A 20,234-nucleotide genomic window follows, 5' to 3' on the forward strand; every position below is an offset into this window, starting at 1 on the left:
GGTTAACGTTGCTGGCCTTCGCATGATGCATGTGCGGTGGCATCTTGCGCTAGCGTCTCTGCCAGCCAGTCCAGCTGCGGCTCTACAGACTGACGCAAGGTCCACGGTGGGTTAATCACCCACATGCCGCTGCCGTGCATGCCAAAACCATCGAAAGACGGTTGTTGCACATCCAGCGTCACGTGCAAATAATCTGTATTCAGGCTGCGTAGCTTGTCTATCATTTGCTGTGGCTCAGGCCGTTGCAAGCGCGGATACCAGATCAGGTAAGTGCCGGTGGCAAAGCGTTTTAAACTGTCTTTAATGCAATCGACCACCCGCAAGTAATCGTCTTTTACCTCATAAGGCGGGTCTATCAGCACAATCCCGCGCTTGGTCGGGGGCGGCAAACAGGCTTTAATGCCTTCAAAGCCATCTTTTTGCTGGATGGATACCTGTCTTTTTTGTGCAGAAAACTGTTGCTCCAGCAAGGCGGCATCTGCTGGGTGTAGCTCAAACAAACGCAACTTATCCACCGGGTTTAAAAAGTGGCTGGCGATGCAAGGCGAGCCAGGATAAAGTGTTGCATTGCCTTGATCAGCCGCTGTGACTGCTTGCAGGTAACCATCAAAGATGTCAGGCGGCTGGGCTTGCTGCAAACGTTGAATACCGTCTACATACTCAGCTGTTTTGTTGGCCACCGAACTATCAAGTCGGTACAGACCAGCACCGGCGTGGGTGTCTATCACCCAGTAAGCTTTATCTTTCTGGTTAAAATAATCCAGCACCAGGCTGTAAATCCAGTGTTTTAAAACGTCGGCGTGATTGCCAGCGTGAAAGGCGTGACGGTAACTTAGCATGCATATATTCTCAATAAGCCGTCATTATAAGCTACAAAATTTGCGCGCTCTTGTGAAAACCGGGCAATTTGCATTAGCATGCAAATATGAAACCTAGTCATACACACTCTGAACACACGCATGCGCATAACCACTCACATGGAGGCTCCCATGAGGGGTGCGCGCACGATCACGCAACTGACCACACAACGCATGACCAGCACCAGCATGGCGATCATGAGCATGATGACCATGCACATGGCAATCCTTTCTGGATCCCTTTTCTGGCGATTGCACTCTTCACCGTCGTAGAATTCGCGGGAGGCATCTGGACGCAGTCATTGGCCTTGCTCAGTGACGCCTGGCATATGTTGTTTGACGTGCTGGCACTCGGCCTGGCCATGTGGGCCGCGCACAGAGCACGCACCGGTCACCCGGCGTCGCAGCAAACCGAGCTTCGCGTCTCCATGGTCAATGCTGTCTCCATGTTGCTGGTAACGGCAGGCATTGTCATAGAAGCCATTGAGCGTCTCAAACATCCGGTCTCTGTGGCGGGGGGCTATGTTAGTGTGATTGCGCTGATGGGCCTGCTGGTGAATCTGTTCGTCGCCAAGCATATGCATCACCAGCACGAACATCACGGCGGCGATGCCAGCTTGAACCACCGCGCCGCATTTTTGCATGTACTGGGTGATCTACTCGGGTCGGTGACAGCCGTCGCCGCCGGTGTCGTCATCTACTTTACTGGCTGGATGACCATAGACCCGATTCTGTCTATCCTGATTTCGTTGTTGTTATTGGTGGTGACCCTTAATCTCATCCGCGATATCTATCGCGGTAAGACAGGCCATCATCACTAGTTTTCTTTAATTGTCCGATACATTAAAAGGAGCGCCAATATGCCTTACGTCAACGTCAAACTTGCCGGCTCTGTGACCAAAGAGCAAAAGAAACTGATTGCCAAGGAAATCACTGAAACCCTGCAAAAACATGCTCAAAAACCTGCTAATTACACCTACATTGTATTTGAAGAAGTGGAGTATGAGGATTGGGCGATTGGTGGGGAGTTGTTGGGATAGGGTTTGTCAGGATAGAAAGTCATAATGGCTCGTCCTAAAGAGAATAATTTTACTAGGCCCGTTAGAGATAAGTTGGCCCAAAGTGTGGCCTACCGCTGCTCCAAACCTGACTGCAGAGTCCCTACGATTGGTCCTAGAGCAAACAATAAGGACTGTGACTCTATTGGTAGAGCTGCTCATATCTGTGCCGCTTCTCCAGGCGGTCCTCGATTCGATCCTTCCTTAACACCAGAGCAAATACGCTCGTTTGAAAACGGGATATGGTTATGTGCTAATCACGCAAGTGAAATTGATTCTGATTATTCTCGCTACACAAAAGAGGATTTAGTGGATTGGAAAATGCATGCTTTATCTCTAGCAAGAGGAGAAAAGGGTCGTAAGCTCCCTAATGAAAAAGATGCTATTGAGACTCTAATGGTTGCTATGGGCCATTCGGTCACACAAATTCCATCAATGATTGAAAATGTTCACATGGCCTCGGCTAACGCATTAGAAGTTTTAGATCCTAGATTTAAAGTCAAATCATCTTATGTTGATGAATGTCAACAGTTTCAATTATTAGCTAAAGAGTTGGTATCGGTAGATTTTTCTGTTAAGCCTGAAAATTCAGATTTGTTTAAAGCAGAGTTTACTAAGTGGATTAATTATGGTGAAGATTTAGTAATCGACACATCTCGACTTGATGTCAATGGATCTAAGCTTCTGAAAAAGGTTTTCAGTCAAAGTGGTCGATTAACAATTTCTCCACATCGTAAAGCGGCAACTTTAAAAGTATCGCTTAAAGATCAAAATCAAAATAAATTACATTTTGAAGATTTAAGTGGATATGTATCGGCAGGAAAAACTGGCTTCAAGTTTAAAGGAGTTTCGACTTCAGCACTTTTAAGTATTGAGTTGATAATTACTGACGTCCAAACTGGGATAGCAACCTGTAGTATTTTTTTTGACATTGAGAAGTGGGATAAAGTCGATGTTAGTAAACTTCCATATTTTGAGAAGTATTACTCACTTTTTACCGGGCTTTCAAAAGGGTGTAGTCTTGGTTTTGATTTGGAAATTGAGGGGAATCATGCAATTAGTACCAAGAATATTGTCAATGATAGCCAATATATTCGCTATATTTCTTCAACGTTTGAATATACGAATGCAGCAAGAAAAATCTCTAAACATCTTAAGGTGCCTATAGTCTTTAATAACAGGCATGACATACAAGCCGATGAGTATTATGAGTTGCTGAGAATTGCCAATGTCGTTGCCGGAGTTACATCAAATGATTATGGTAATTTAGAAGTTACGGGCAATATTTCTTTCGATAATCAAGATGCGATTGATGCAATTCAAAGGGGTGATAATGGCCTTAAAATGGTTTATTTTGAGGATGAAGGGCAGTCATTAGTCATATTTGGCACAAGATATAATAGGCCTTCATTGCAATATGAGTTGATCAATATTGGCTTAATACCAAATAAGAAAAATACGAAGTTTAAAGTTGGTAAGACTATAGCAGTGAAGGTTGTACCATTAGATCACTTTCTCATGACTACAACGTTCTTACAGGGTTAGTCACTTAACTGAAAAATTTTGAAGAGTCTTAAAAGTTTTTATGGTTTATCAGTTTTTGCTTTGTACTGCACGCCTGGATGTCCTTTTAAGTCGACGTCTTGCGTCCATAAGGTTGCATGATGCTCTTTACTGATTTGCAAAATCAGGCTGTCAGCGAGTGCGAGTTGATGTTTTGCCGAGTATAAAGCGGCATTCAGCGCAGTTTGTGCGTCAAAGGTCACAGAGGTGCCTTGCGCCATAAAGTCAGCTGCGGATTGGGCGGCTTTTTCACCACGCTGTAGCGTGACACGTTTACACACTTCAAACACAATCAGGGCTGGAACCAGCAGGTTTTCTGTATCTTCAAGCACTGGTGCGAAAAAATCGGCATTGCTGCCATTGGCAAAATACTCTAGCCAGCCACATGAATCTACCACATTCATACCCGGTCTTCTTCACGACTCACTTGTGTCTCTATGCCTGCCAAAAAGCCGCGTGCTGCGCTCATCGGCTGTTCGGGAATCAACTCAATATGCTCGCCCTGGATGCGTGCTCTGAGTTTTTGGCCTGCTTGTATATTAAGTGATTGCCGCAACTCTTTGGGAATCACTACCTGAAACTTAGGTGAAACAGTCACTATGTCCATAACTATCCTTTTTGGTATGGTGTTTGGTTTTAAGTATTTCAATTTTTAAATTGTAATACTTTATTTTAATTGTAATACCTGTTGAAGTGAGTTGTACAGTAGTGTTGTAAGCTTGCTTTAAACTCGAATGAATATCTGATGCTAAAATGCCGTCATGTTTGACCCCAAACCCATCCTCAAAAACCTGCCTAACTTCCCTGGTGTTTATCGCATGCTCAATGCGGAAAATACCGTGATTTATGTTGGCAAGGCCAAAGACCTGAAAAAACGGGTTTCCAGCTACTTTAATAAAAACCTGGCCAGTCCGCGTACCAAGATGATGGTGTCGCAGATTGCCAATATCGAAACCACGGTGACGCGTTCCGAAGCGGAAGCGCTGTTGCTGGAGAACAACCTGATTAAAGGACTCATGCCGCGTTACAACGTGTTGTTTCGCGACGACAAGTCTTACCCTTATATTGCGTTGACTGGCGATGCTTATCCTCGATTAGCGTTTCACCGCGGCACACAGCGCAAGGGCGCACAGTATTTCGGGCCTTTCCCCAGCTCGCCAGCCGTGCGCGAGAGCATACAGCTGCTACAAAAAGTATTTAAATTGCGTACCTGCGAAAACACCGTGTTTGCCAACCGTTCGCGCCCCTGTTTGCAATACCAGATTGCCCGTTGTACAGCACCTTGCGTGAAGTTGATTTCCCAAGAGGATTACGCCGGTGATGTACGCCATGCCGCGATGTTTTTGTTGGGTAAGACCAGTGAGGTCATTGATTCACTGGCGGATGGCATGAATGTGGCCGCTGAGGCGATGGAGTATGAGCAGGCGGCCATTTTGCGTGACCGTATCCAGGCACTGCGCCAGGTGCAGGCCAAACAGTTTGTCAGTGATTTTAGCGTCAGTGATGCCGATGTGATTGCCTGCGCAGAAGTGCAGGGCCAGCATTGCATTAACCTGGTCATGATCCGTGGTGGCCGTCATTTGGGTGACAAGAGCTTTTTCCCGAAGAACAGCCAGGATGCAGAGTTGGCTGAAACCGTAGAAGCGTTTATCACCCAGTATTACCTGTCGCAAAATACGCCGCCATTGCTGGTGTGCGGTGCCGAGATTGATAAAACCGAATTTGAAGACATGCTTAGCGAGCAGTCCGGGCGCAAGATCCGTGTGCTGACCAATGCCATCGGCGATAAAAAAGTATGGCTTAAGATGGCACAAACCAATGCTGAGTTGGCTTTGCAGCAACGCCAGGCGACCTCAGCCAGCCAGCAGGCACGCTTGTTGTCATTACGCGAAGCGCTCAACCTGGCAGAAAACACCGAGCGCATTGAGTGTTTTGATATCAGCCATACCATGGGTGAGGCCACGGTGGGCAGCTGCGTGGTGTTTGACCGCGGTGACATGCAAAATAGCGAATACCGCCGTTATAACGTCACTGGCATTACGCCAGGCGACGATTATGCCGCCATGCGCGATGTGTTGACGCGTCGCTATAAAAAAGTGGCAGCAGGCGAGGGCAAGCGGCCAGACCTGATTTTTATTGATGGTGGCAAAGGCCAGCTTGGCGTCGCCATTGAGGTGATGCAGGAAGTGGGTCTGGACGATATTCTACTGGTCGGCATTGCCAAGGGTGAAGAGCGAAAACCTGGTCTTGAGACCATGATTTTTTCTGACACCGGCGAAATGCTGAATTTGCCTAGCGATAACCAGGGCTTGCATTTATTACAGCAAATCCGCGATGAAGCACACCGCTTTGCCATTACCGGCCACCGCGCCAAGCGCGCCAAGGCCAGAATTACCTCAAGCCTGGAAGAGATTGAAGGCGTCGGCGCCAAACGCCGCAAAGCCTTGCTGACGCGATTTGGTGGCCTGGATGGGATAAAAAGTGCTAGCATAGACGAGATTGCCCAAGTCGAAGGCATTAGCCTGGTATTGGCGCAAACCATTTACGAACGCTTGCATTAATAGCGTGTAAATAGACCTTTGTATGCATCCATAGACGAATAAAAATGTGGAATATTCCAAATATACTTACCTTATTGCGCATCGGCATGATTCCGGTGTTTGTCGGTATCTTTTACCTGCCTGCCAACGCTGTCACCGCTGACGGTCTGCCAGCACACTGGGTCAATTTAACGGCAGCCAGTGTGTTTATCCTCGCCGCATTCACCGATTGGCTGGATGGTTACTGGGCGCGCAAATATCACCAGATGTCTAAATTTGGCGCATTTTTAGACCCTGTGGCTGACAAACTCATGGTGGCTGCGGCCTTGATCGTGCTGGTCGAATTAAATCGCGCCGGGGCTGTGGTGGCGCTGATTATCATCGGACGCGAAATTGCGATCAGCGCCTTGCGTGAATGGATGGCCAGCATAGGCAAAAGTGCTAACGTGGCCGTGGCCATGGTGGGTAAGGTCAAAACTGCCGCACAAATGGCCGCCATTACCTTATTGCTGTGGTACGACCCGCTGTTTGGACTAGACATTCAATGGTTGGGTGAGTGGCTGATTGTATTGGCCGCGTTACTGACCCTGATTTCCATGGGTTACTACCTGCGCGCAGCCTGGCCGGCAATACGCGAAACCATCTAAAAAAGCAATCATAAAAAAGAAACATTATTTTCAAAATCGTCCTTGACACCGGTCTCAAAATCATTAAAATGCCAGCTTCTTTACGACACATGGCGTAAGGAAATACGCGGGAATAGCTCAGTTGGTAGAGCGCAACCTTGCCAAGGTTGAGGTCGCGAGTTCGAGACTCGTTTCCCGCTCCAAATTTCGGGGAAAGCGCCGCTTTCCCTTTTTAACATAAGAAGTTTTTATGTTGTTGGTTCTGGCGCGATAGCAAAGCGGTTATGCCGCGGCCTGCAAAGCCGTTTAGGCCGGTTCGACTCCGGCTCGCGCCTCCAGTCTCATGTAGCAAATATGCGGGAATAGCTCAGTTGGTAGAGCGCAACCTTGCCAAGGTTGAGGTCGCGAGTTCGAGACTCGTTTCCCGCTCCAAATTTCTCTCAAGCACTCATTCTGGATGCTACGCAAAGTAGAACAGAGTGTTAAAATATAAAGCTTGTTGACCTGCCGCCCGGATGGTGAAACTGGTAGACACAAGGGACTTAAAATCCCTCGGCTTAACGGCTGTGCCGGTTCGATTCCGGCTCCGGGCACCACTTAATAGTACAGAGCAGTCCAAAGTAGTCCAAAAAAACCCGTAAATCAATGACTTGCGGGTTTTTTTACGTCCATAGCAGTCCAAAGTCGTCGTTTGACATCCGGCATTAAATAGGGGTAACTTATGGGGTAACAAAACTTACCCCATTTGGAGTTACCCCAAAATGGCACTTTCAGACACAGCATTGCGCAATGCAAAACCCGCCGATAAGCCATACAAGCTCTATGATGAACGTGGGTTGTATTTGATCGTCAATCCTAATGGCGGTAAATGGTGGCGTTTGAAGTATCGTTTAGACGGTAAAGAGAAAACCCTATCACTGGGTGTATATCCTGATGTCAGCCTGGCACAGGCCCGCACAAAGCGAGACGATGCCCGTGCGCTGGTGGCAGAAGGAAAGGACCCAAGCGAAGCAAGAAAAGAAACCAAAATCCAAGCCAAGCTATCACTTCAAAACACTTTTGAGGCTATCGCTAATGAATGGCACTCCCTTCACAACAAAAGCAAATCAGAACGTCACCAGCAGCGCGTTAAACGCTGGTTAGAGTTTTACCTATATCCAAGCCTAGGCCAGAAGGTTATATCGAACATAACAGCGCCTATGGTGTTAGAGACAACCAGCATATTGCAGAAGCAAGGCAAGCTAGAAACCGCACATCGTATTATTCAAACTGCCGGGCAGGTTTTCCGCTACGCCATTCAAAAAGGGTTTGCTGCCTATAACCCAGCGCCAGACCTTAAAGGGGCATTGCCTCCCCCTGTAGTGAAGAACATGGCCGCTATGATTGAGCCGAAAGACTTTGCCGACTTGTTGAGAAACATTGATAAATACAATGGCACCCTCACCGTGAGATGTGCTCTCAAACTTGCGCCTTTGCTGTTTCAGCGCATTGGTGAGTTGCGTCATATGAAATGGGCTGACTTGGACTTTGAAAAAAGCGAGTGGCGTTACTTTGTCACCAAAACCAAGACTCAGCACATTGTGCCTTTATCCAGCCAGGCGGTAGCTATTATCGAGACCATTCGGCCATTCTCAGGCAATGGCATATATGTATTCCCGGGTGGCCGTACACATGAACGTCCGATGAGTGAAAATGCGATTAATGCGGCATTGCGTAACATGGGATATGACACCCAAGTAGAGATCACGGGCCATGGTTTTAGAGCGATAGCGCAAACACTAGGCGAGCAAGAGCTGGGCTTAGACCCTAAACATATAGAGCGTCAGCTTGCGCACTCAGTCGCTAATCCGCTGGGCACTGCCTATGAACGCGCACAATTCCTGAAAGACCGTAAAGTGATGATGCAAAAATGGGCTGATTACCTGGACGAACTGAAGGCTGGAGCTAAAGTAATACCGTTGGGTGACCGAGTGGCTTGATTAAATAATAGACGGGAATGGCAAGGCAGCAATATTTGCAATGATAAAAGCAAATGTGTTGAGTACTAGCCAACGGGTGAACCTTGGTAGCTCGATGTCATTGTTTTCAAGCAAGCGTTCTCCCCACTTTAAAGCGAAGTAATAAGCAAGAAGAGAAACAACGATACCAAGGATAAGCATATCTAAAGTGTAACACCGTAACTCATGCGGATCATGAGTAAAGCGGCTGAACTGGTTCATCTTGGCGGAGCACCAGCGCAGCCTAACCACAACGTAACACTAAGAAGGAGTATTACATCATGGCTGACGCTAATTCTAACACTCAGCACCTATCTGATACCGATACTGGGTATAGTTCTTTGCGATATATTCAACATCCAGTTTTTCAAGGAAGGTCTATACGGTTACCAAGTCCTAGTAAATTAAAGTGGCTTGGTGGAAATATGGGGTTTGATATGCCGATCAGCGAAGACGTCATTGATGACCAAGGAAGCTGGCTAGGCATTGGGCTGAAAGAAGTATTAAGCAGATTAAATGATTTTGAGGGATACAGAGGTAATGTGACTGTAGCCGAAAACATACTAGAGCGTGCCTTTAGTGCTTATGAGTTTGGGCTAATGACTGCCGAAGAGAGGGTGACATTTGAAAACTTTGTAGCTGAAAAAGCCAAAGTCCTTAATCCGTTTGAGTTAATAAAAAAAGGACTTCTGTCTGAGATTCAAAGCGTTAAACACAAATTGCTTGGAGCGTAATATGCAAGAAGAGCGCTTTAACACCCGTGACCTAACTTATTCAGCATGGCATAGAAGGCATTCAACACGTCGCTTTGTGGGCATCGAGAAGGCTCAATCTCTTGCTATGATCGATTTAGATGGTGCGTTATACGTTGAGTATGACGACGGCTCTAAAAGTCCGGTAGCACTCATAGAAACAGCCATAGATGTCGGACAGAAATACAAAGCGGCAAGTGTATTGATGAACCTTGCCAGGATGTCAGGCTTGCCGTGTTATTGCGTTCTTTACAAGTGCGCCAATGATCCTAATCCGGCTAACCCACTCATGCCAGATATTTCTCATTTCAGAATCAAACGACTTTGGCCTAAGCCTGACAGGGAATGGCGGCGGCTTGAGCCTACGGAATGGGCACATGCGTTGCTAAAGATACGTGCCTGGTCTGCAAGGCGATTTGATGAAGTTGCGAACGATTCAGTATACTAAAGTTATGACATCAAATTTTGAAACGCTTGAAAACTCTCCGCCGCTCACTGAAGCGGAAAGTATAGAGCTATGCGGAGCCTTAATTGATTATTGGCACGCCACGGATCCTGATGCCTACTTTATTTTGGAGTTTTTGCGCCCGATTGGGCCAATGATCAGGAAATTTGATTGCCAATATTGGCCGCAGTTATTTGAAAGCCATTACAAAGTGCTTAAAGGCTTGGTTGATGCCGGTACGGAGATACCTGTAGCTATAAGAAAGACAAATTAAGGGGAGGAAATATGAGGCTGGCAATTACTATTTGTGGCTCTTTGTTTACTTTGGCTGTGTCTGCGGGCCCGGTGGCAGACGAGTGCTACAAGGCGCTGTTTTCATTCCCTGACTTAAACCTAATAAGCACAAAAATCGGGCTTCCAGATATTACCAAGGCCAGTTTTGAACAAATAGCAAACCAAGACACTGCAACAGATGAAGAACGCGCAGTAATTGCAAAGTATGCTCAAGGCTTTAAGGTATGCGTTGATGAAGAGCTGAAAGAAATGCCTGCAGATGTTCATAAGGGCTATGCAACCATCATTTCAGAGGATATGGGCCACAGGCAGGCCGCTTTAATCGACCTTTATAACAGAAAAATATCCTATGGCCAGTACATTCAGGCAAGGCAGCGAGATAAGTCTTTAACTGATCAGAAGTTTGCAAAACTTGATGCTGAAGTTAATGCAAACAATACGCAGATTCAGCAACAGCAAGCCGCGCAAAAAAGCAGAGTTTGGGCCGACTTCTTTGGCGGAATGAGTAAAGCATTTGCCCCCAAACCTTCTGTAAATTGTGTGCCCAATGGGTTTGGCGGCATGCGCTGCCAATAATCACAAATACCAAGATACCGCCAAAAGGCGGTTTTTTTTCGCCAGTATATTAATAAAAACTTATACAAAAATATATTTTGATTTTAAATATTAATTGAAATTCTATTTCATTGAAAAACCAATATCGCATGGAAAATTAAGCATCAGCTTACCCTTGTTCGAACGGTTAGACGAAAGTCCAGCCGGATTTCTTTGGAAATTGACTAGGAGAAACTACATGTCAGATGTCATTCTTAAATTGCCAGCAGTTCAAGCTATTACTGGTTTAGGTCGCAGCACAATCTATGATCGCATTTCAAAAGGCGAATTTCCAAGGCCTGTTCCATTAGGCACACACTCAGTAGGTTGGCTATCTTCAGAGGTAGATGGCTGGATTAAGTCCCGCATTTCCCAAAGAAAGGCGGCTTAATATGACACATTCTGATTTCAGAAATGCAAACGCCCGACTGGCATCGGGCGAGAGCGTAGAACGAAACATCGGTGATTCAAATAATACTGCTATCCCTAAGAAATGGCAACGTGTCTTATCCGCTTTGCTTGATGGCCGCACATTTAACCTTTTTGAGGCTGAGCGCCAGCTTAATGACCATGCTTTGCATAGCACTGTTAGCAGCCTACAAGCTAAAGGTGTGACCATTCTTCGTGAGTTTGAGACTGTGCCAGGGTATCAAGGAATACCGACTCACGTTTGCCGTTACTGGCTTGAGCAATCAGAGCCTAATTTGCGCCGTGCTTCCGTTCTTCTGAATCGCCATGATTCGGACAAGGAGGCAGCGTGATGTATGAAGCGATCCAAAAAGCGCGGAATAGCAGTAACTGGGAGCTGGTTGCCAATATCGCTCGATTTTCTCAAGTCCAAGGCTTGCGCGGAATTATCTCCATTAAGCCTCAAGCTTTTGATGGATATGCTGGCAAGCCTTGGACCCAATGCAACCAAGAACGGAGACATATCGATAGCTCCAAAGCTTATGGCACCAAGAGGCTGGACAAGCCGCAGCAGCCTAAACGCCGCCATGAACGAGTTAATCGCGTATGGCCTAATCGTAAAGACAAGGCAGGGCGGGCGCTTAGATTGCAGTCTCTTTGCTATCACACTTTACCCATTAAGTTGCGACATGAACAAGCTGGACGTGTCATCGGAGAGTTACAAAAAAACCGACTACATGGGGGCAAATATTCAGCTTGCATCACCTCCAACGGCGGCCAATCCGGCCAAATGGAGACAGCCAAGAAAATTAATTTTAGATGTCCCATAGCGGGACGAAGTATTGGCACTTTGTCCCATCAGGGGACGAACTCAGATTCTGAAAATGCTGAACTTGGTCACTTTGTCCCCCAACGGTACAAAAACACCACTTTTGCCATATTGGATTGTCCCCCCACGGGTCACCTTTATAGATTAACCATCTATACATCAAATTTATGGGGTGCTGTATGACAGGGGTAGCTGACGAGTTTTGCAAGGGTATTGGTACAGGCTAACCATGGAGTTATTGGACTTGAATTACTGTTTAGTTTTATGAAATAGGAGATTAATTATGTGCGCAGATCCAGGAACAATTATGGCAATCGGCTCGGCTCTTGCCGGAACCTACTTGCAACAGCAAGCCGCAGATGATGCTGCCGAACGCCAACAAAAGATCATTAATCAAGGTGCTGAAGAGAACGCAAGGCTTCAGGCCAAGAAGGCCGACACCATTACCGACTTCGCTAAAGATACCTTTGATCCCGCAAAACGAGATCAATCGTATGAGGCAGCCGCGACAAAGAATGAAAGCACGTTAAAGGATGCCTTGCTTTCAGCGCAGGGCGGTGAAGGGCAGGTTTACCAGGGAACAGAAGGTAATTTGTCTGGTGATTATGAGCGGGCAAAAGCAGAATCAACTGCAAAAGCAGGCCAAGACATTATGAACCGGGCAAAGCTACTTGCACGTAGTAATGCCACCGGCTTGATGTACAACGACGAGGCATTGAAAAGCAGTGTTCTTGCTAGCGACCTTATGGGGATTAATGCGGAGGCTGAACGCAACAATAACGCCACTCGAACCGGTGCCGCTTCTGTTCGCAATAAGGGTTCTGTACTAGGTGGGTTATTGGTGGCGGGAGCGCCTGCTATTGGAAGTTATACAAACAGCAAAATGTGGGGAGGTGTGTGATGCAACTTAGAACAAATCTTGGAATGTCAATTGGCCAGATGCTTGCATCCGGTGTCGGTGGCAACGATGCTTTCCGACAAGGCCAGCGTGACGGCTATGAAAACCAATATCGCCAGGCTGCCACAAAGAAGCTTCTTGCAGATGCCGCAGACCAGGAGTTTCAGAATAATGCGCGCAGCGATGATGGTATTGCCCGGACATTACTGGCCGGAATAGGCGCTGATAGTGAGGATGGCTTGCGTGACTTTAAAGCCACATTGGCTGGCAACTATCAGCCACCAACACGCCCGTTAGCGTTTACCGATGGCGGAACACAGCTGCCAGCGCCGGATTATGTTAGCCGGTTCCCTGAAGCTCAGCAGAAATATTCAACGCTCAAGCAAATGATAGCTCTTGGCGACAAGAACATTTCAAACTTGCAAAAATCTATTCAAGGCGATCAGCGCAACGCTATCACCGCTAACCTTGGAACAGCAACGCCGCAAGAAGCGGCAGTGATTGGTCAGCGTACGGCAGCCCTTGAAGGTAATGTTAATCCGCTTGAAATGCAGAAAGCCGCTTTAACTTTCGGACTTACTCACGGCGATAACTCGCTGGAGGCGCAAAATGCCTTGCTGTTATCACAAGGCAAGTCGCGTTATGACAATACTGGTGACGTGGGAACCATGGACCTGTTAACCGGTTTGCAAAAACTGAATCTTATCGGCACCACTGAGGCCGATAAAAGTAAAGGCCAGGCGGCACAGGCGTATGCTGGTGCTAAAGAGAATAACGCACAGGCGGGACTGGCTAATGTACGTGCCAATAGCATTAAGGTCGGAAGGGGAGATGGTTCACACGTTATGTCGCGTGATATGTCCCAAATTCGAAATGATATTCGACGCAATTATTATCTAGAGTATCCAATAAGCAAACTAACTGGAAGACGACCAAAAAATGCCCCAGCATTTGATGATTACGAGTCTCAACAGATCGAAAAATATAACATCAACAAGGGCGACTATTACCGCATTGATCCTTTTGATTTTAAGACATTACCACTGAATGAGGATCGAACTTCCCCTCGTAAAACGCCTGAGGAAATTCGCAGCGAATATAGGTCTGGAAAGATTAGCAGAGCACAAGCAGAAACTGCCCTCAAGCAGTTGGGGTTTAATTGATTATGAGTGACCATTCAAATGAAAACCGTAGTGCTGTTGAGTTAAGTGATACGCAGAGTGGAGGCGGAAAGCAATTAGCTGAGGCTGGATTGTCCTCGGCACTATTGAATACTTGCACCTCTATGCTTTATGCCAAAGGAACAGCTGGAGAAGTTGATTTCGGTGAAGCTCTTTCTGTAGTCATAGATAAAGCAAAAAGAGTCCAGGTCAACAATACTTCAGAGCTTGAGGCAACATTATCAGCTCAGGTCGGGTCTTTGGATGCCATCTTTGTAGAACTGGCCAGAAGGGCACATATGAATATGGGCGAGCATCTGAATGCCACTGAGACATATATGAGGCTTGCCCTCAAGGCTCAGTCACAATGCGCTAGAACGATTGAGATTTTATCAAATATCAAGAACCCTCCTGTCATTTATGCAAGACAGGCAAATATTGCAAATGGCCATCAGCAAATTAATAACGGTGTGTCGCAATCGGAAAGCCCGCACGCGCACGCGGAAAAACAAAACCAACAAAACGAACTATTAAGCGAGAGTGCAAATGAGGCAGTGGACATTAGAGGAGCGGCAACGCCAAGCAAGGCTAATCAAGCAGTGGAAGCCGTGGGAGCAAAGTACCGGCGCAAAGACCGAAGAAGGTAAGGCGATTTCCGCACGCAATGCCTATAAGGGGAACGTACGGGGGGCTTTGCGAGAGTTAAATGCTTTGCTGAGAGAGCAAAGGGTACAGGTTGAAAGTTTCGTATGATGATTCATTTTTAACTTACAGAGTTTAAATGTCGCCAAACATTTCATATCCGCTCATAGCGGTGACTGGAAGGTAGTGTTGTAGTTCATCAATATCTACCAGTTTTCTGCGCAGAGCAAATGAATGAGCAACCGTATACATTTCATAATATTTAACGTTGTTTCGACCTTCCAATGCTTTTATTACACTGTGTATGATGGATGGTTCACATCTCAAGCCAAATGTTATTTCAGTCATAAGCATTGGAGAGTCCTGTAAGCCTTGCTTATCTATGAGGCGCCATTCTGCTTCATATTTCCAGCCGGTTGCTTTTCTAAGAAGCACGTCACGATCTACGATGGTTTGTGTTGCTTTGTCACCCTCTAAAAAAGCCTTACATAGCGTAGATGTGCTAATGGATCTTTTACCACCGTACACAACTTTTTCTGGCTTTGGTGCTGGTAATCTCTCGGTTGTATAGCCAATACAAAGCCCTTTGTGCTGTTGACCGTAATGACTCCATAATAGAGGGCTGGAAAAAGTAGTTGAGAAGCAACAAACACCACGCTCGTAAAAGCTACTTAACTCCTCTTGAATTGCATTGATCAAAAGGTGGGCCAGATTCTCATCAACATTTTCGCCAAAAGAATTCAAATCGGTTGCCATGTATGCAATTCGAGCAAGCTCCTTATCTGTCTGTCTAAGCCCAATTCGGTATGCAAGTCCTTTAGAATCACTAACTTTAATCTTTGAACTTTTGATGTGTTCTAAAGCTTCAGTAGCAATTCTTTTTTGTGTAAAGAATGCAAACAGCCGCTCTAAATCTACAATTGAGGAGTCGCGGTCGCGATGGATTGTCGGACTACAGTCCAATGGATCATTGAAGTCACCTGGATTGGAAAAGTAAAGCTTGTCGTAACACAGCGATGAAATAGTGTTCGTATCAAATGCTCTATATTTATAAAATGTCTTAGGTGCTTTCATCTTCTATAAATTCACTATAAGTCGTCATTCTGTCACTGTCTTAACTTTAGAGACAATCTTAATGTAAATTTAGTAAATGCTGGAGTATATGTATTGAGAGTGCTGTGTCCTCAGCGCTATTCGTATAGTTAATTAAAATTAAACTCAAAAAGGGTTACATATGGTCAATGAAACACTAACCGCAATTCTTGTTTTGATCACTGGCATTTATTCCTATTTGACATATCGGATGGCAAAAATGAGCGAGGCATCAGTTCAGGAGATGCGACAGCAGTCGGAAGCGGCTACGAGGCCATATGTTGTTATTACGCATTTTGTGAGGTCACACACAGCTTTAATATATCTGCGTATTTCGAATACTGGAAAAAGCGCAGCCCACAACCTTAGATTGTCTATTGATAAAGACTTCTTTCAATTTGGAGAGGAAATGGGCAATCGAAACTTAAAAAATGCCACTGCCTTTAATTTGCCGTTGGATAGTTTTCCGCCTAGCGCTGAACTGATATTTGGCTTAGCCCAAGGTTGGATGCTTTTTCAAGGAGATGGTAAGTCAGAGAAATGCCCAACACAATTTACTATTAGCGTTCAATATGAATACTCTGGAAAAACAATCAATGAGCAACACTATATTGATTTGCGAGGCTACATGGGGAGCGAAGGGGAGCGTGATCCATTAGTAGAGGAGTTAGAAAGGTTGAGAAAAGTAATTGAGAAAAATGGTAGTAAATAAGTTTTTTTTTCTTTTGACTGATTAGATGGCCAGCAAAAATATTCTTTACTTTTCACAGTATAGTTCGCCTCTCTGGTTAGGCGAGAAATTGGTTGAACATTTCTTAGTTGGATCAAAGGCATTGATTGCATATGAGGAGTGTAAAAATTAAATTAATGATACGGCTATCAATGCTCAATCCTATTAGTTCGGCACCTAAAGCATTAAATGAAATTACCGATATTGATTCATAAAGGTTATTGTCACACATGTAAAACATTGAACTTAAAGGGAAAATAGCATGTCATCACTATTGATTAAATCACAATTAATGCTTAGCATATTAAATTGTTCAAATTAGCATAAAAAAAACAAACAATCTTAATATGGTAGCAATAGCACCGCAAACAATTGATAAAGATCTTACAGATAAAATCACAAAGCTGATCTTTCAATTTGAACACATATCTGCAGACACATTTGTTTTCAAGCAACTGTACGCAGAAACAGAAAAACTTATGAAGGTGAATGCAAGCCGCGCTCACCTTCATCAAGCTAGCTTGCATTTTTTAATTGGTGATTTTGAGGGTGCTAAGTATCACTTACGTGTGATGAACGGCATACCCCCAGAAAGTTATCAGGATCTTTATTACAACACCTCAATTGTTCTATCAAACTGTTACTTTTACTCAGAGGCTATAGAGTATTTTCAGCGTGTTAATGCTGCGAGTGGATTGGAACCTTATCAAATTACGGGCGGAGGCTTTAATTGTCTTGCCTTTATCAAATTAAATAAGCTTATCAAGGAATCTTTGAAGCTAAACCTAACATTTGAAGACAAAGATATTGCTTTAGCAGAAAAAGCTAGTGCAATACTTGAGACTGCCGAAATCATCGACACTGATGTTGCAAAATATGCAGATGTCTTTGGTGAAGTATTGCGTGAGCATGAACTGATGATAGCAGGCTATCACCCTACAGTCTTAATTGGTGATGATGATAATAATTGGCACCCACACACTGTTTTCATTATTTTCAAGGTTAAGACTGATCCTGAAACGGCTGCGGGCCTTTATCGAGAATCGGTAATGCGTGCTATTGATAAATTCGGCGGGTTCCCCGAGGCTCTACACATGAGTATCGAGGTTGCCTAATGCCTGTGAATCCAAAGGAACTGCAATCCTCGGCGATTGACATTAAGAGTAAATGCAATGCAACAGAAGCTGACTTTAGAGGATCCATTTCTCGGGCATATTATGCCTGTTATCATGGAGCCAATGAATTTCATGGAAAACTAACTCAGCCAGGCGTGCAAAAGCCTAATTGTGGTGTTCATGAAAATTTGCAGCATATGCTTGATCACCCGACCTTGCCCAATACTGATCCGGATTATAAAAAATCAAAATTAGTGGCCCATTTTTTAAAGGGGCAACTCTTTTGCCGGAGAAACGTCGATTACAAACTCGATTTAACAATTACGCAAAGAGATGTTGACGTTGTATTTGCAAATACCAATGAGATATTTCAGATTATCTAAATTCAATATCCGCTTCGACGTACATGTGCTCACTTTCCATAGTATGGGGTAACTTTGGGGGTAACAAATATTTTTATATTTACTAAAGTGGCTTAAATATTAGTGTTAAACGCAACATTCGGTTCAGGCTCCGGCACCAAAATAAGAAACCAGCTGAAAAGCTGGTTTTTTCATTTCACACTTTCAATCTACTCCTACTTGCAGTTCAACGCCTCTCATCAGAGATTTCTGACAGGATGGTGCGGTGTCGTCTGATGTATAGAGCAGTTCCATTCCTATACCCTTATCATCATTGAACAATGCTCACAAAGCAGGGCAACGAGATGACAATCAAACAACTCTGGATATTAAGTAAAGCCGCCTTTACCGCCTGGCATGATGACCGTGCGCAAAGTATGGGCGCTGCTTTAGCGTACTACACCATGTTTTCCATTGCGCCGGTATTGCTGATTGTGATTTCCCTTGCCGGCATTATTTTTGGACAAGAAGCGGCACGTGGTGAAATTTATGCGCAATTGACCCATCTGGTAGGTGAGCAGGGCGCACTGGTGGTGCAAAATCTGCTGGAAAGCACCAACCAGCCAACCGAGGGGATTACTGCGACCACGATTGGTATAGTGTTGTTATTGGTAGGGGCAACCACTGTTTTTGGCGAATTGCAGACTGCGCTGGATAGTATCTGGAGAGCGCCGGCGAGGATAAGCAGCGGTGTGTGGAGTTTGATGCGTGCCAGATTGTTGTCATTTGGCATGATTCTGGGGATTGGCTTTTTGCTGATGGTCTCGCTTGTTTTTAGCGCAGGCTTATCTGCGATCAATAAATGGTGGTCGCCTGTCTTTGCGGGATGGCTGGCGGTTGCCAGTGTGGTGAATGTTGTGTTTGGCTTTTTATTGACGACGGGCATGTTTGCGTTGATCTACAAAATCATGCCGCGTGTCAGTATTCGCTGGAGCGAGGTTTGGATTGGCGCTGCGATGACAGCCGCTTTATTTACGGTAGGTAAATGGCTGATCGGTATTTATATTGGCAGAAGTGCGTTTGCCAGTGGCTATGGGCCTGCAGGCTCTTTGCTGGCGCTGTTAATCTGGATTTATTACTCCGCGCAGATATTTCTGATGGGCGCTGAATTTACCTGGGCATATTCCCATCTGTTTGGCTCACGCAAGCAGCAGGATACGCCACGGGATTTGGCGAAGGCATTCTCAAATAATCAAACGGCACATGAACTTGGCGCCAGATGAGCGTTTACCAAACCCAGAAACCACGATTCCACGCCTGAGCTTCATCACTGCCTTGTGCATACGGGTTTTCAGTGTGCTTCAAGCCAGCGGTTGATGCATGTAAACCTTCGTCGTAGCATTTCTGTAACAAGGCGTGATCAGTAGCGACCGTTGCCTTGGCGCCACTAAAAAAATACAAGTATCCACTCAGTAATCCCATGATATCCACCCAATCAATCATCATTTTTTTAATAATTGATTGATTATTATCTATATTGTTTTAGTTTGCCAATAGTCCGATCAAGCTATTAATACAATCCTGCAAAGACTTTTCATATCCTTGCATTTGCCAATTGCTTTGGCAAAAAATCATTCCTTCTGCGTTATTTCACTGATATTAAACACTATATAAAATTGTATAATGTCCCTGTCATGTTCGGCGCGCAGAATTTGTCAATGTAGTTTGATGTCTATCAATGCTTGCAAATCAATACTGCCTAAGCTGTGTTGAGATACTTTTTCGCCGGACAAGCATTCCCATTGAAGTCAGGACGTTGTGTGATTTACGTAGAGTTAAAAACGGTTATTCTTAAAAAACAATTAGAGTGGGGCAGGACCATTACGATTACCGAAATTGCCGATGCCAGCGGTATCAGTCGCATGACCTTGCATCGCATGTTAAAAGATCAATCCTATAATGCCAGCACCGATCACTTGAATAAGCTGTGTGCTTATTTGCAGTGTGATTTATATAGCCTGGTGCGCTGGGTCCCCGATATTGTCGTGCCGCAAGAGCACGTCGCCTAGAAAAAAACCTCCGATATTCCCGGAGGTTTTTTATTGGGGCAAAGTTTACGGCGCATTTCCCTGATTCTTGAATAAATATTTTGGCGTGACCATTGTCGCTAAAAGCATTGATTGAGCGGCAATCCTAATGCCTATGCGGGCTGGCTGGCAATGCGCGTGAGGTGTGTATTAAGCGAACAGCGAAGATAGCTGGTTTTTGTTGCTTTTTTTAAGCAATGCAAATG

General features: G+C 45.2%; 27 protein-coding genes and 4 tRNA genes. 25 read left to right on the forward strand and 6 right to left on the reverse strand.

The annotated features are described in order from the left end of the window. Nucleotides 1–2: 2 nt before the first annotated feature. Nucleotides 3–839: a 23S rRNA (adenine(2030)-N(6))-methyltransferase RlmJ gene (locus OH31_RS13010; protein WP_024931067.1), complete on the reverse strand. Its 837-nt coding sequence runs from the start codon at nt 837–839 to the stop codon at nt 3–5. A gap of 86 nt (nt 840–925) precedes the next feature. Here OH31_RS13010 and OH31_RS13015 point away from each other — a divergent pair, with 86 nt between their 5' ends. The 3 genes from OH31_RS13015 to OH31_RS13025 are packed head-to-tail and all read left to right on the forward strand — an operon-like array spanning nt 926 to nt 3,460. Then, entirely contained in the window at nt 926–1,678 is a 753-nt protein-coding gene (locus OH31_RS13015) for a cation diffusion facilitator family transporter (protein ID WP_024931068.1), read from the forward strand. A 39-nt stretch (nt 1,679–1,717) separates the two neighbouring features. Next, a complete protein-coding gene (locus tag OH31_RS13020; protein WP_019882571.1) occupies nt 1,718–1,897 on the forward strand; it encodes a 4-oxalocrotonate tautomerase family protein in 180 nt (59 codons plus the stop codon). 24 nt (nt 1,898–1,921) lie between these two features. After that, nucleotides 1,922–3,460: a hypothetical protein gene (locus OH31_RS13025; protein WP_148296219.1), complete on the forward strand. Its 1,539-nt coding sequence runs from the start codon at nt 1,922–1,924 to the stop codon at nt 3,458–3,460. Nucleotides 3,461–3,498: 38 nt separating this feature from the next. Here the strand turns inward: OH31_RS13025 and OH31_RS13030 are convergent, their stop codons facing one another. Together OH31_RS13030 and OH31_RS13035 are read right to left on the reverse strand one after the other, a co-directional pair. Next, nucleotides 3,499–3,882, reverse strand: coding sequence for a type II toxin-antitoxin system VapC family toxin (locus tag OH31_RS13030; protein ID WP_024931070.1), 384 nt, complete (start codon nt 3,880–3,882; stop codon nt 3,499–3,501). Continuing rightward, on the reverse strand, nt 3,879–4,085 hold the full coding sequence (locus OH31_RS13035; protein WP_024931071.1) for an AbrB/MazE/SpoVT family DNA-binding domain-containing protein: 207 nt from the start codon (nt 4,083–4,085) through the stop codon (nt 3,879–3,881). The genes OH31_RS13030 and OH31_RS13035 overlap by 4 nt, the downstream gene beginning before the upstream one ends. Nucleotides 4,086–4,239: 154 nt before the next feature. Here OH31_RS13035 and uvrC point away from each other — a divergent pair, with 154 nt between their 5' ends. The 7 genes from uvrC to OH31_RS13070 all read left to right on the forward strand — a co-directional run bounded on the left by uvrC (nt 4,240) and on the right by OH31_RS13070 (nt 8,623). Continuing rightward, complete coding sequence (gene uvrC, locus OH31_RS13040) at nt 4,240–6,039, forward strand: excinuclease ABC subunit UvrC (RefSeq protein WP_024931072.1); 1,800 nt, start codon at nt 4,240–4,242, stop codon at nt 6,037–6,039. 44 nt (nt 6,040–6,083) lie between these two features. Next, nucleotides 6,084–6,665 carry a CDP-diacylglycerol--glycerol-3-phosphate 3-phosphatidyltransferase gene (gene pgsA / locus OH31_RS13045; RefSeq protein WP_024931073.1) on the forward strand — a complete coding sequence of 194 codons (582 nt, stop codon included), beginning with the start codon at nt 6,084–6,086 and terminating at the stop codon, nt 6,663–6,665. Nucleotides 6,666–6,771: 106 nt separating this feature from the next. Beyond that, nucleotides 6,772–6,847: transfer RNA gene (locus OH31_RS13050), tRNA-Gly, on the forward strand. 61 nt (nt 6,848–6,908) lie between these two features. Next, nucleotides 6,909–6,982, forward strand: a tRNA-Cys gene (locus OH31_RS13055). Between the two features lie 18 nt (nt 6,983–7,000). Further along, nucleotides 7,001–7,076: transfer RNA gene (locus tag OH31_RS13060), tRNA-Gly, on the forward strand. A gap of 77 nt (nt 7,077–7,153) precedes the next feature. Further along, nucleotides 7,154–7,240: transfer RNA gene (locus OH31_RS13065), tRNA-Leu, on the forward strand. A gap of 165 nt (nt 7,241–7,405) precedes the next feature. Continuing rightward, nucleotides 7,406–8,623, forward strand: a complete 1,218-nt coding sequence (locus OH31_RS13070) for an integrase arm-type DNA-binding domain-containing protein (RefSeq protein ID WP_024931074.1) — start codon at nt 7,406–7,408, stop codon at nt 8,621–8,623. On the opposite strand, the gene OH31_RS14515 is transcribed toward OH31_RS13070, so the two are convergent. Beyond that, the gene (locus tag OH31_RS14515) at nt 8,624–8,863 is read right to left on the reverse strand and encodes a hypothetical protein (RefSeq protein WP_024931075.1); all 240 of its coding nucleotides are present in this window, start codon (nt 8,861–8,863) and stop codon (nt 8,624–8,626) included. It abuts the gene before it with no gap. A 59-nt stretch (nt 8,864–8,922) separates the two neighbouring features. On the opposite strand from OH31_RS14515, the gene OH31_RS13080 reads away from it, so the two are divergent. From OH31_RS13080 to OH31_RS14960, 10 genes are all read left to right on the forward strand, one after another. Beyond that, the gene (locus OH31_RS13080; protein WP_024931076.1) at nt 8,923–9,375 is read left to right on the forward strand and encodes a hypothetical protein; all 453 of its coding nucleotides are present in this window, start codon (nt 8,923–8,925) and stop codon (nt 9,373–9,375) included. A 1-nt stretch (nt 9,376) separates the two neighbouring features. Beyond that, nucleotides 9,377–9,841 (forward strand): hypothetical protein, encoded by a 465-nt coding sequence (locus OH31_RS13085; protein ID WP_024931077.1) that lies wholly within the window; start codon nt 9,377–9,379, stop codon nt 9,839–9,841. After that, nucleotides 9,813–10,112: a hypothetical protein gene (locus OH31_RS13090; RefSeq protein ID WP_024931078.1), complete on the forward strand. Its 300-nt coding sequence runs from the start codon at nt 9,813–9,815 to the stop codon at nt 10,110–10,112. Before OH31_RS13085 ends, OH31_RS13090 begins: the two co-directional genes overlap by 29 nt. 11 nt (nt 10,113–10,123) lie before the next feature. Further along, the gene (locus tag OH31_RS13095; protein ID WP_024931079.1) at nt 10,124–10,708 is read left to right on the forward strand and encodes a hypothetical protein; all 585 of its coding nucleotides are present in this window, start codon (nt 10,124–10,126) and stop codon (nt 10,706–10,708) included. 217 nt (nt 10,709–10,925) lie between these two features. Beyond that, the gene (locus OH31_RS14895) at nt 10,926–11,117 is read left to right on the forward strand and encodes an AlpA family transcriptional regulator (RefSeq protein ID WP_024931080.1); all 192 of its coding nucleotides are present in this window, start codon (nt 10,926–10,928) and stop codon (nt 11,115–11,117) included. A gap of 1 nt (nt 11,118) precedes the next feature. Further along, nucleotides 11,119–11,487, forward strand: a complete 369-nt coding sequence (locus OH31_RS14520) for a hypothetical protein (protein WP_024931081.1) — start codon at nt 11,119–11,121, stop codon at nt 11,485–11,487. Next, a complete protein-coding gene (locus tag OH31_RS13110) occupies nt 11,487–12,146 on the forward strand; it encodes a hypothetical protein (protein WP_201768575.1) in 660 nt (219 codons plus the stop codon). Before OH31_RS14520 ends, OH31_RS13110 begins: the two co-directional genes overlap by 1 nt. Before the next feature lie 124 nt (nt 12,147–12,270). Continuing rightward, the gene (locus tag OH31_RS13115) at nt 12,271–12,864 is read left to right on the forward strand and encodes a hypothetical protein (RefSeq protein ID WP_024931083.1); all 594 of its coding nucleotides are present in this window, start codon (nt 12,271–12,273) and stop codon (nt 12,862–12,864) included. Further along, the gene (locus OH31_RS13120) at nt 12,864–14,024 is read left to right on the forward strand and encodes a hypothetical protein (protein ID WP_024931084.1); all 1,161 of its coding nucleotides are present in this window, start codon (nt 12,864–12,866) and stop codon (nt 14,022–14,024) included. Before OH31_RS13115 ends, OH31_RS13120 begins: the two co-directional genes overlap by 1 nt. Nucleotides 14,025–14,026: 2 nt before the next feature. Beyond that, a complete protein-coding gene (locus OH31_RS14960) occupies nt 14,027–14,668 on the forward strand; it encodes a hypothetical protein (protein ID WP_024931085.1) in 642 nt (213 codons plus the stop codon). A 130-nt stretch (nt 14,669–14,798) separates the two neighbouring features. Here the strand turns inward: OH31_RS14960 and OH31_RS13130 are convergent, their stop codons facing one another. Then, complete coding sequence (locus OH31_RS13130) at nt 14,799–15,737, reverse strand: DUF2971 domain-containing protein (RefSeq protein ID WP_024931086.1); 939 nt, start codon at nt 15,735–15,737, stop codon at nt 14,799–14,801. 160 nt (nt 15,738–15,897) lie between these two features. Here OH31_RS13130 and OH31_RS13135 point away from each other — a divergent pair, with 160 nt between their 5' ends. The 4 genes from OH31_RS13135 (at nt 15,898) to OH31_RS13150 (ending at nt 19,224) form a co-directional block, all read left to right on the forward strand. Then, complete coding sequence (locus OH31_RS13135) at nt 15,898–16,467, forward strand: hypothetical protein (protein WP_024931087.1); 570 nt, start codon at nt 15,898–15,900, stop codon at nt 16,465–16,467. A gap of 365 nt (nt 16,468–16,832) precedes the next feature. After that, complete coding sequence (locus OH31_RS13140; protein ID WP_024931088.1) at nt 16,833–17,600, forward strand: hypothetical protein; 768 nt, start codon at nt 16,833–16,835, stop codon at nt 17,598–17,600. After that, the gene (locus OH31_RS13145; protein ID WP_024931089.1) at nt 17,600–17,983 is read left to right on the forward strand and encodes a hypothetical protein; all 384 of its coding nucleotides are present in this window, start codon (nt 17,600–17,602) and stop codon (nt 17,981–17,983) included. The genes OH31_RS13140 and OH31_RS13145 overlap by 1 nt, the downstream gene beginning before the upstream one ends. 323 nt (nt 17,984–18,306) lie before the next feature. Beyond that, a complete protein-coding gene (locus OH31_RS13150; RefSeq protein WP_024931090.1) occupies nt 18,307–19,224 on the forward strand; it encodes a YihY/virulence factor BrkB family protein in 918 nt (305 codons plus the stop codon). Between the two features lie 4 nt (nt 19,225–19,228). On the opposite strand, the gene OH31_RS13155 is transcribed toward OH31_RS13150, so the two are convergent. Then, nucleotides 19,229–19,423, reverse strand: a complete 195-nt coding sequence (locus OH31_RS13155; RefSeq protein ID WP_242402292.1) for a hypothetical protein — start codon at nt 19,421–19,423, stop codon at nt 19,229–19,231. A 338-nt stretch (nt 19,424–19,761) separates the two neighbouring features. On the opposite strand from OH31_RS13155, the gene OH31_RS13160 reads away from it, so the two are divergent. Further along, on the forward strand, nt 19,762–20,010 hold the full coding sequence (locus OH31_RS13160; RefSeq protein WP_019882565.1) for a helix-turn-helix transcriptional regulator: 249 nt from the start codon (nt 19,762–19,764) through the stop codon (nt 20,008–20,010). The last annotated feature ends 224 nt before the right edge of the window (nt 20,011–20,234 follow it).

The organism is Methylophilus sp. OH31 (assembly GCF_000576615.1).
In the GTDB taxonomy this organism is placed as follows: domain Bacteria; phylum Pseudomonadota; class Gammaproteobacteria; order Burkholderiales; family Methylophilaceae; genus Methylophilus.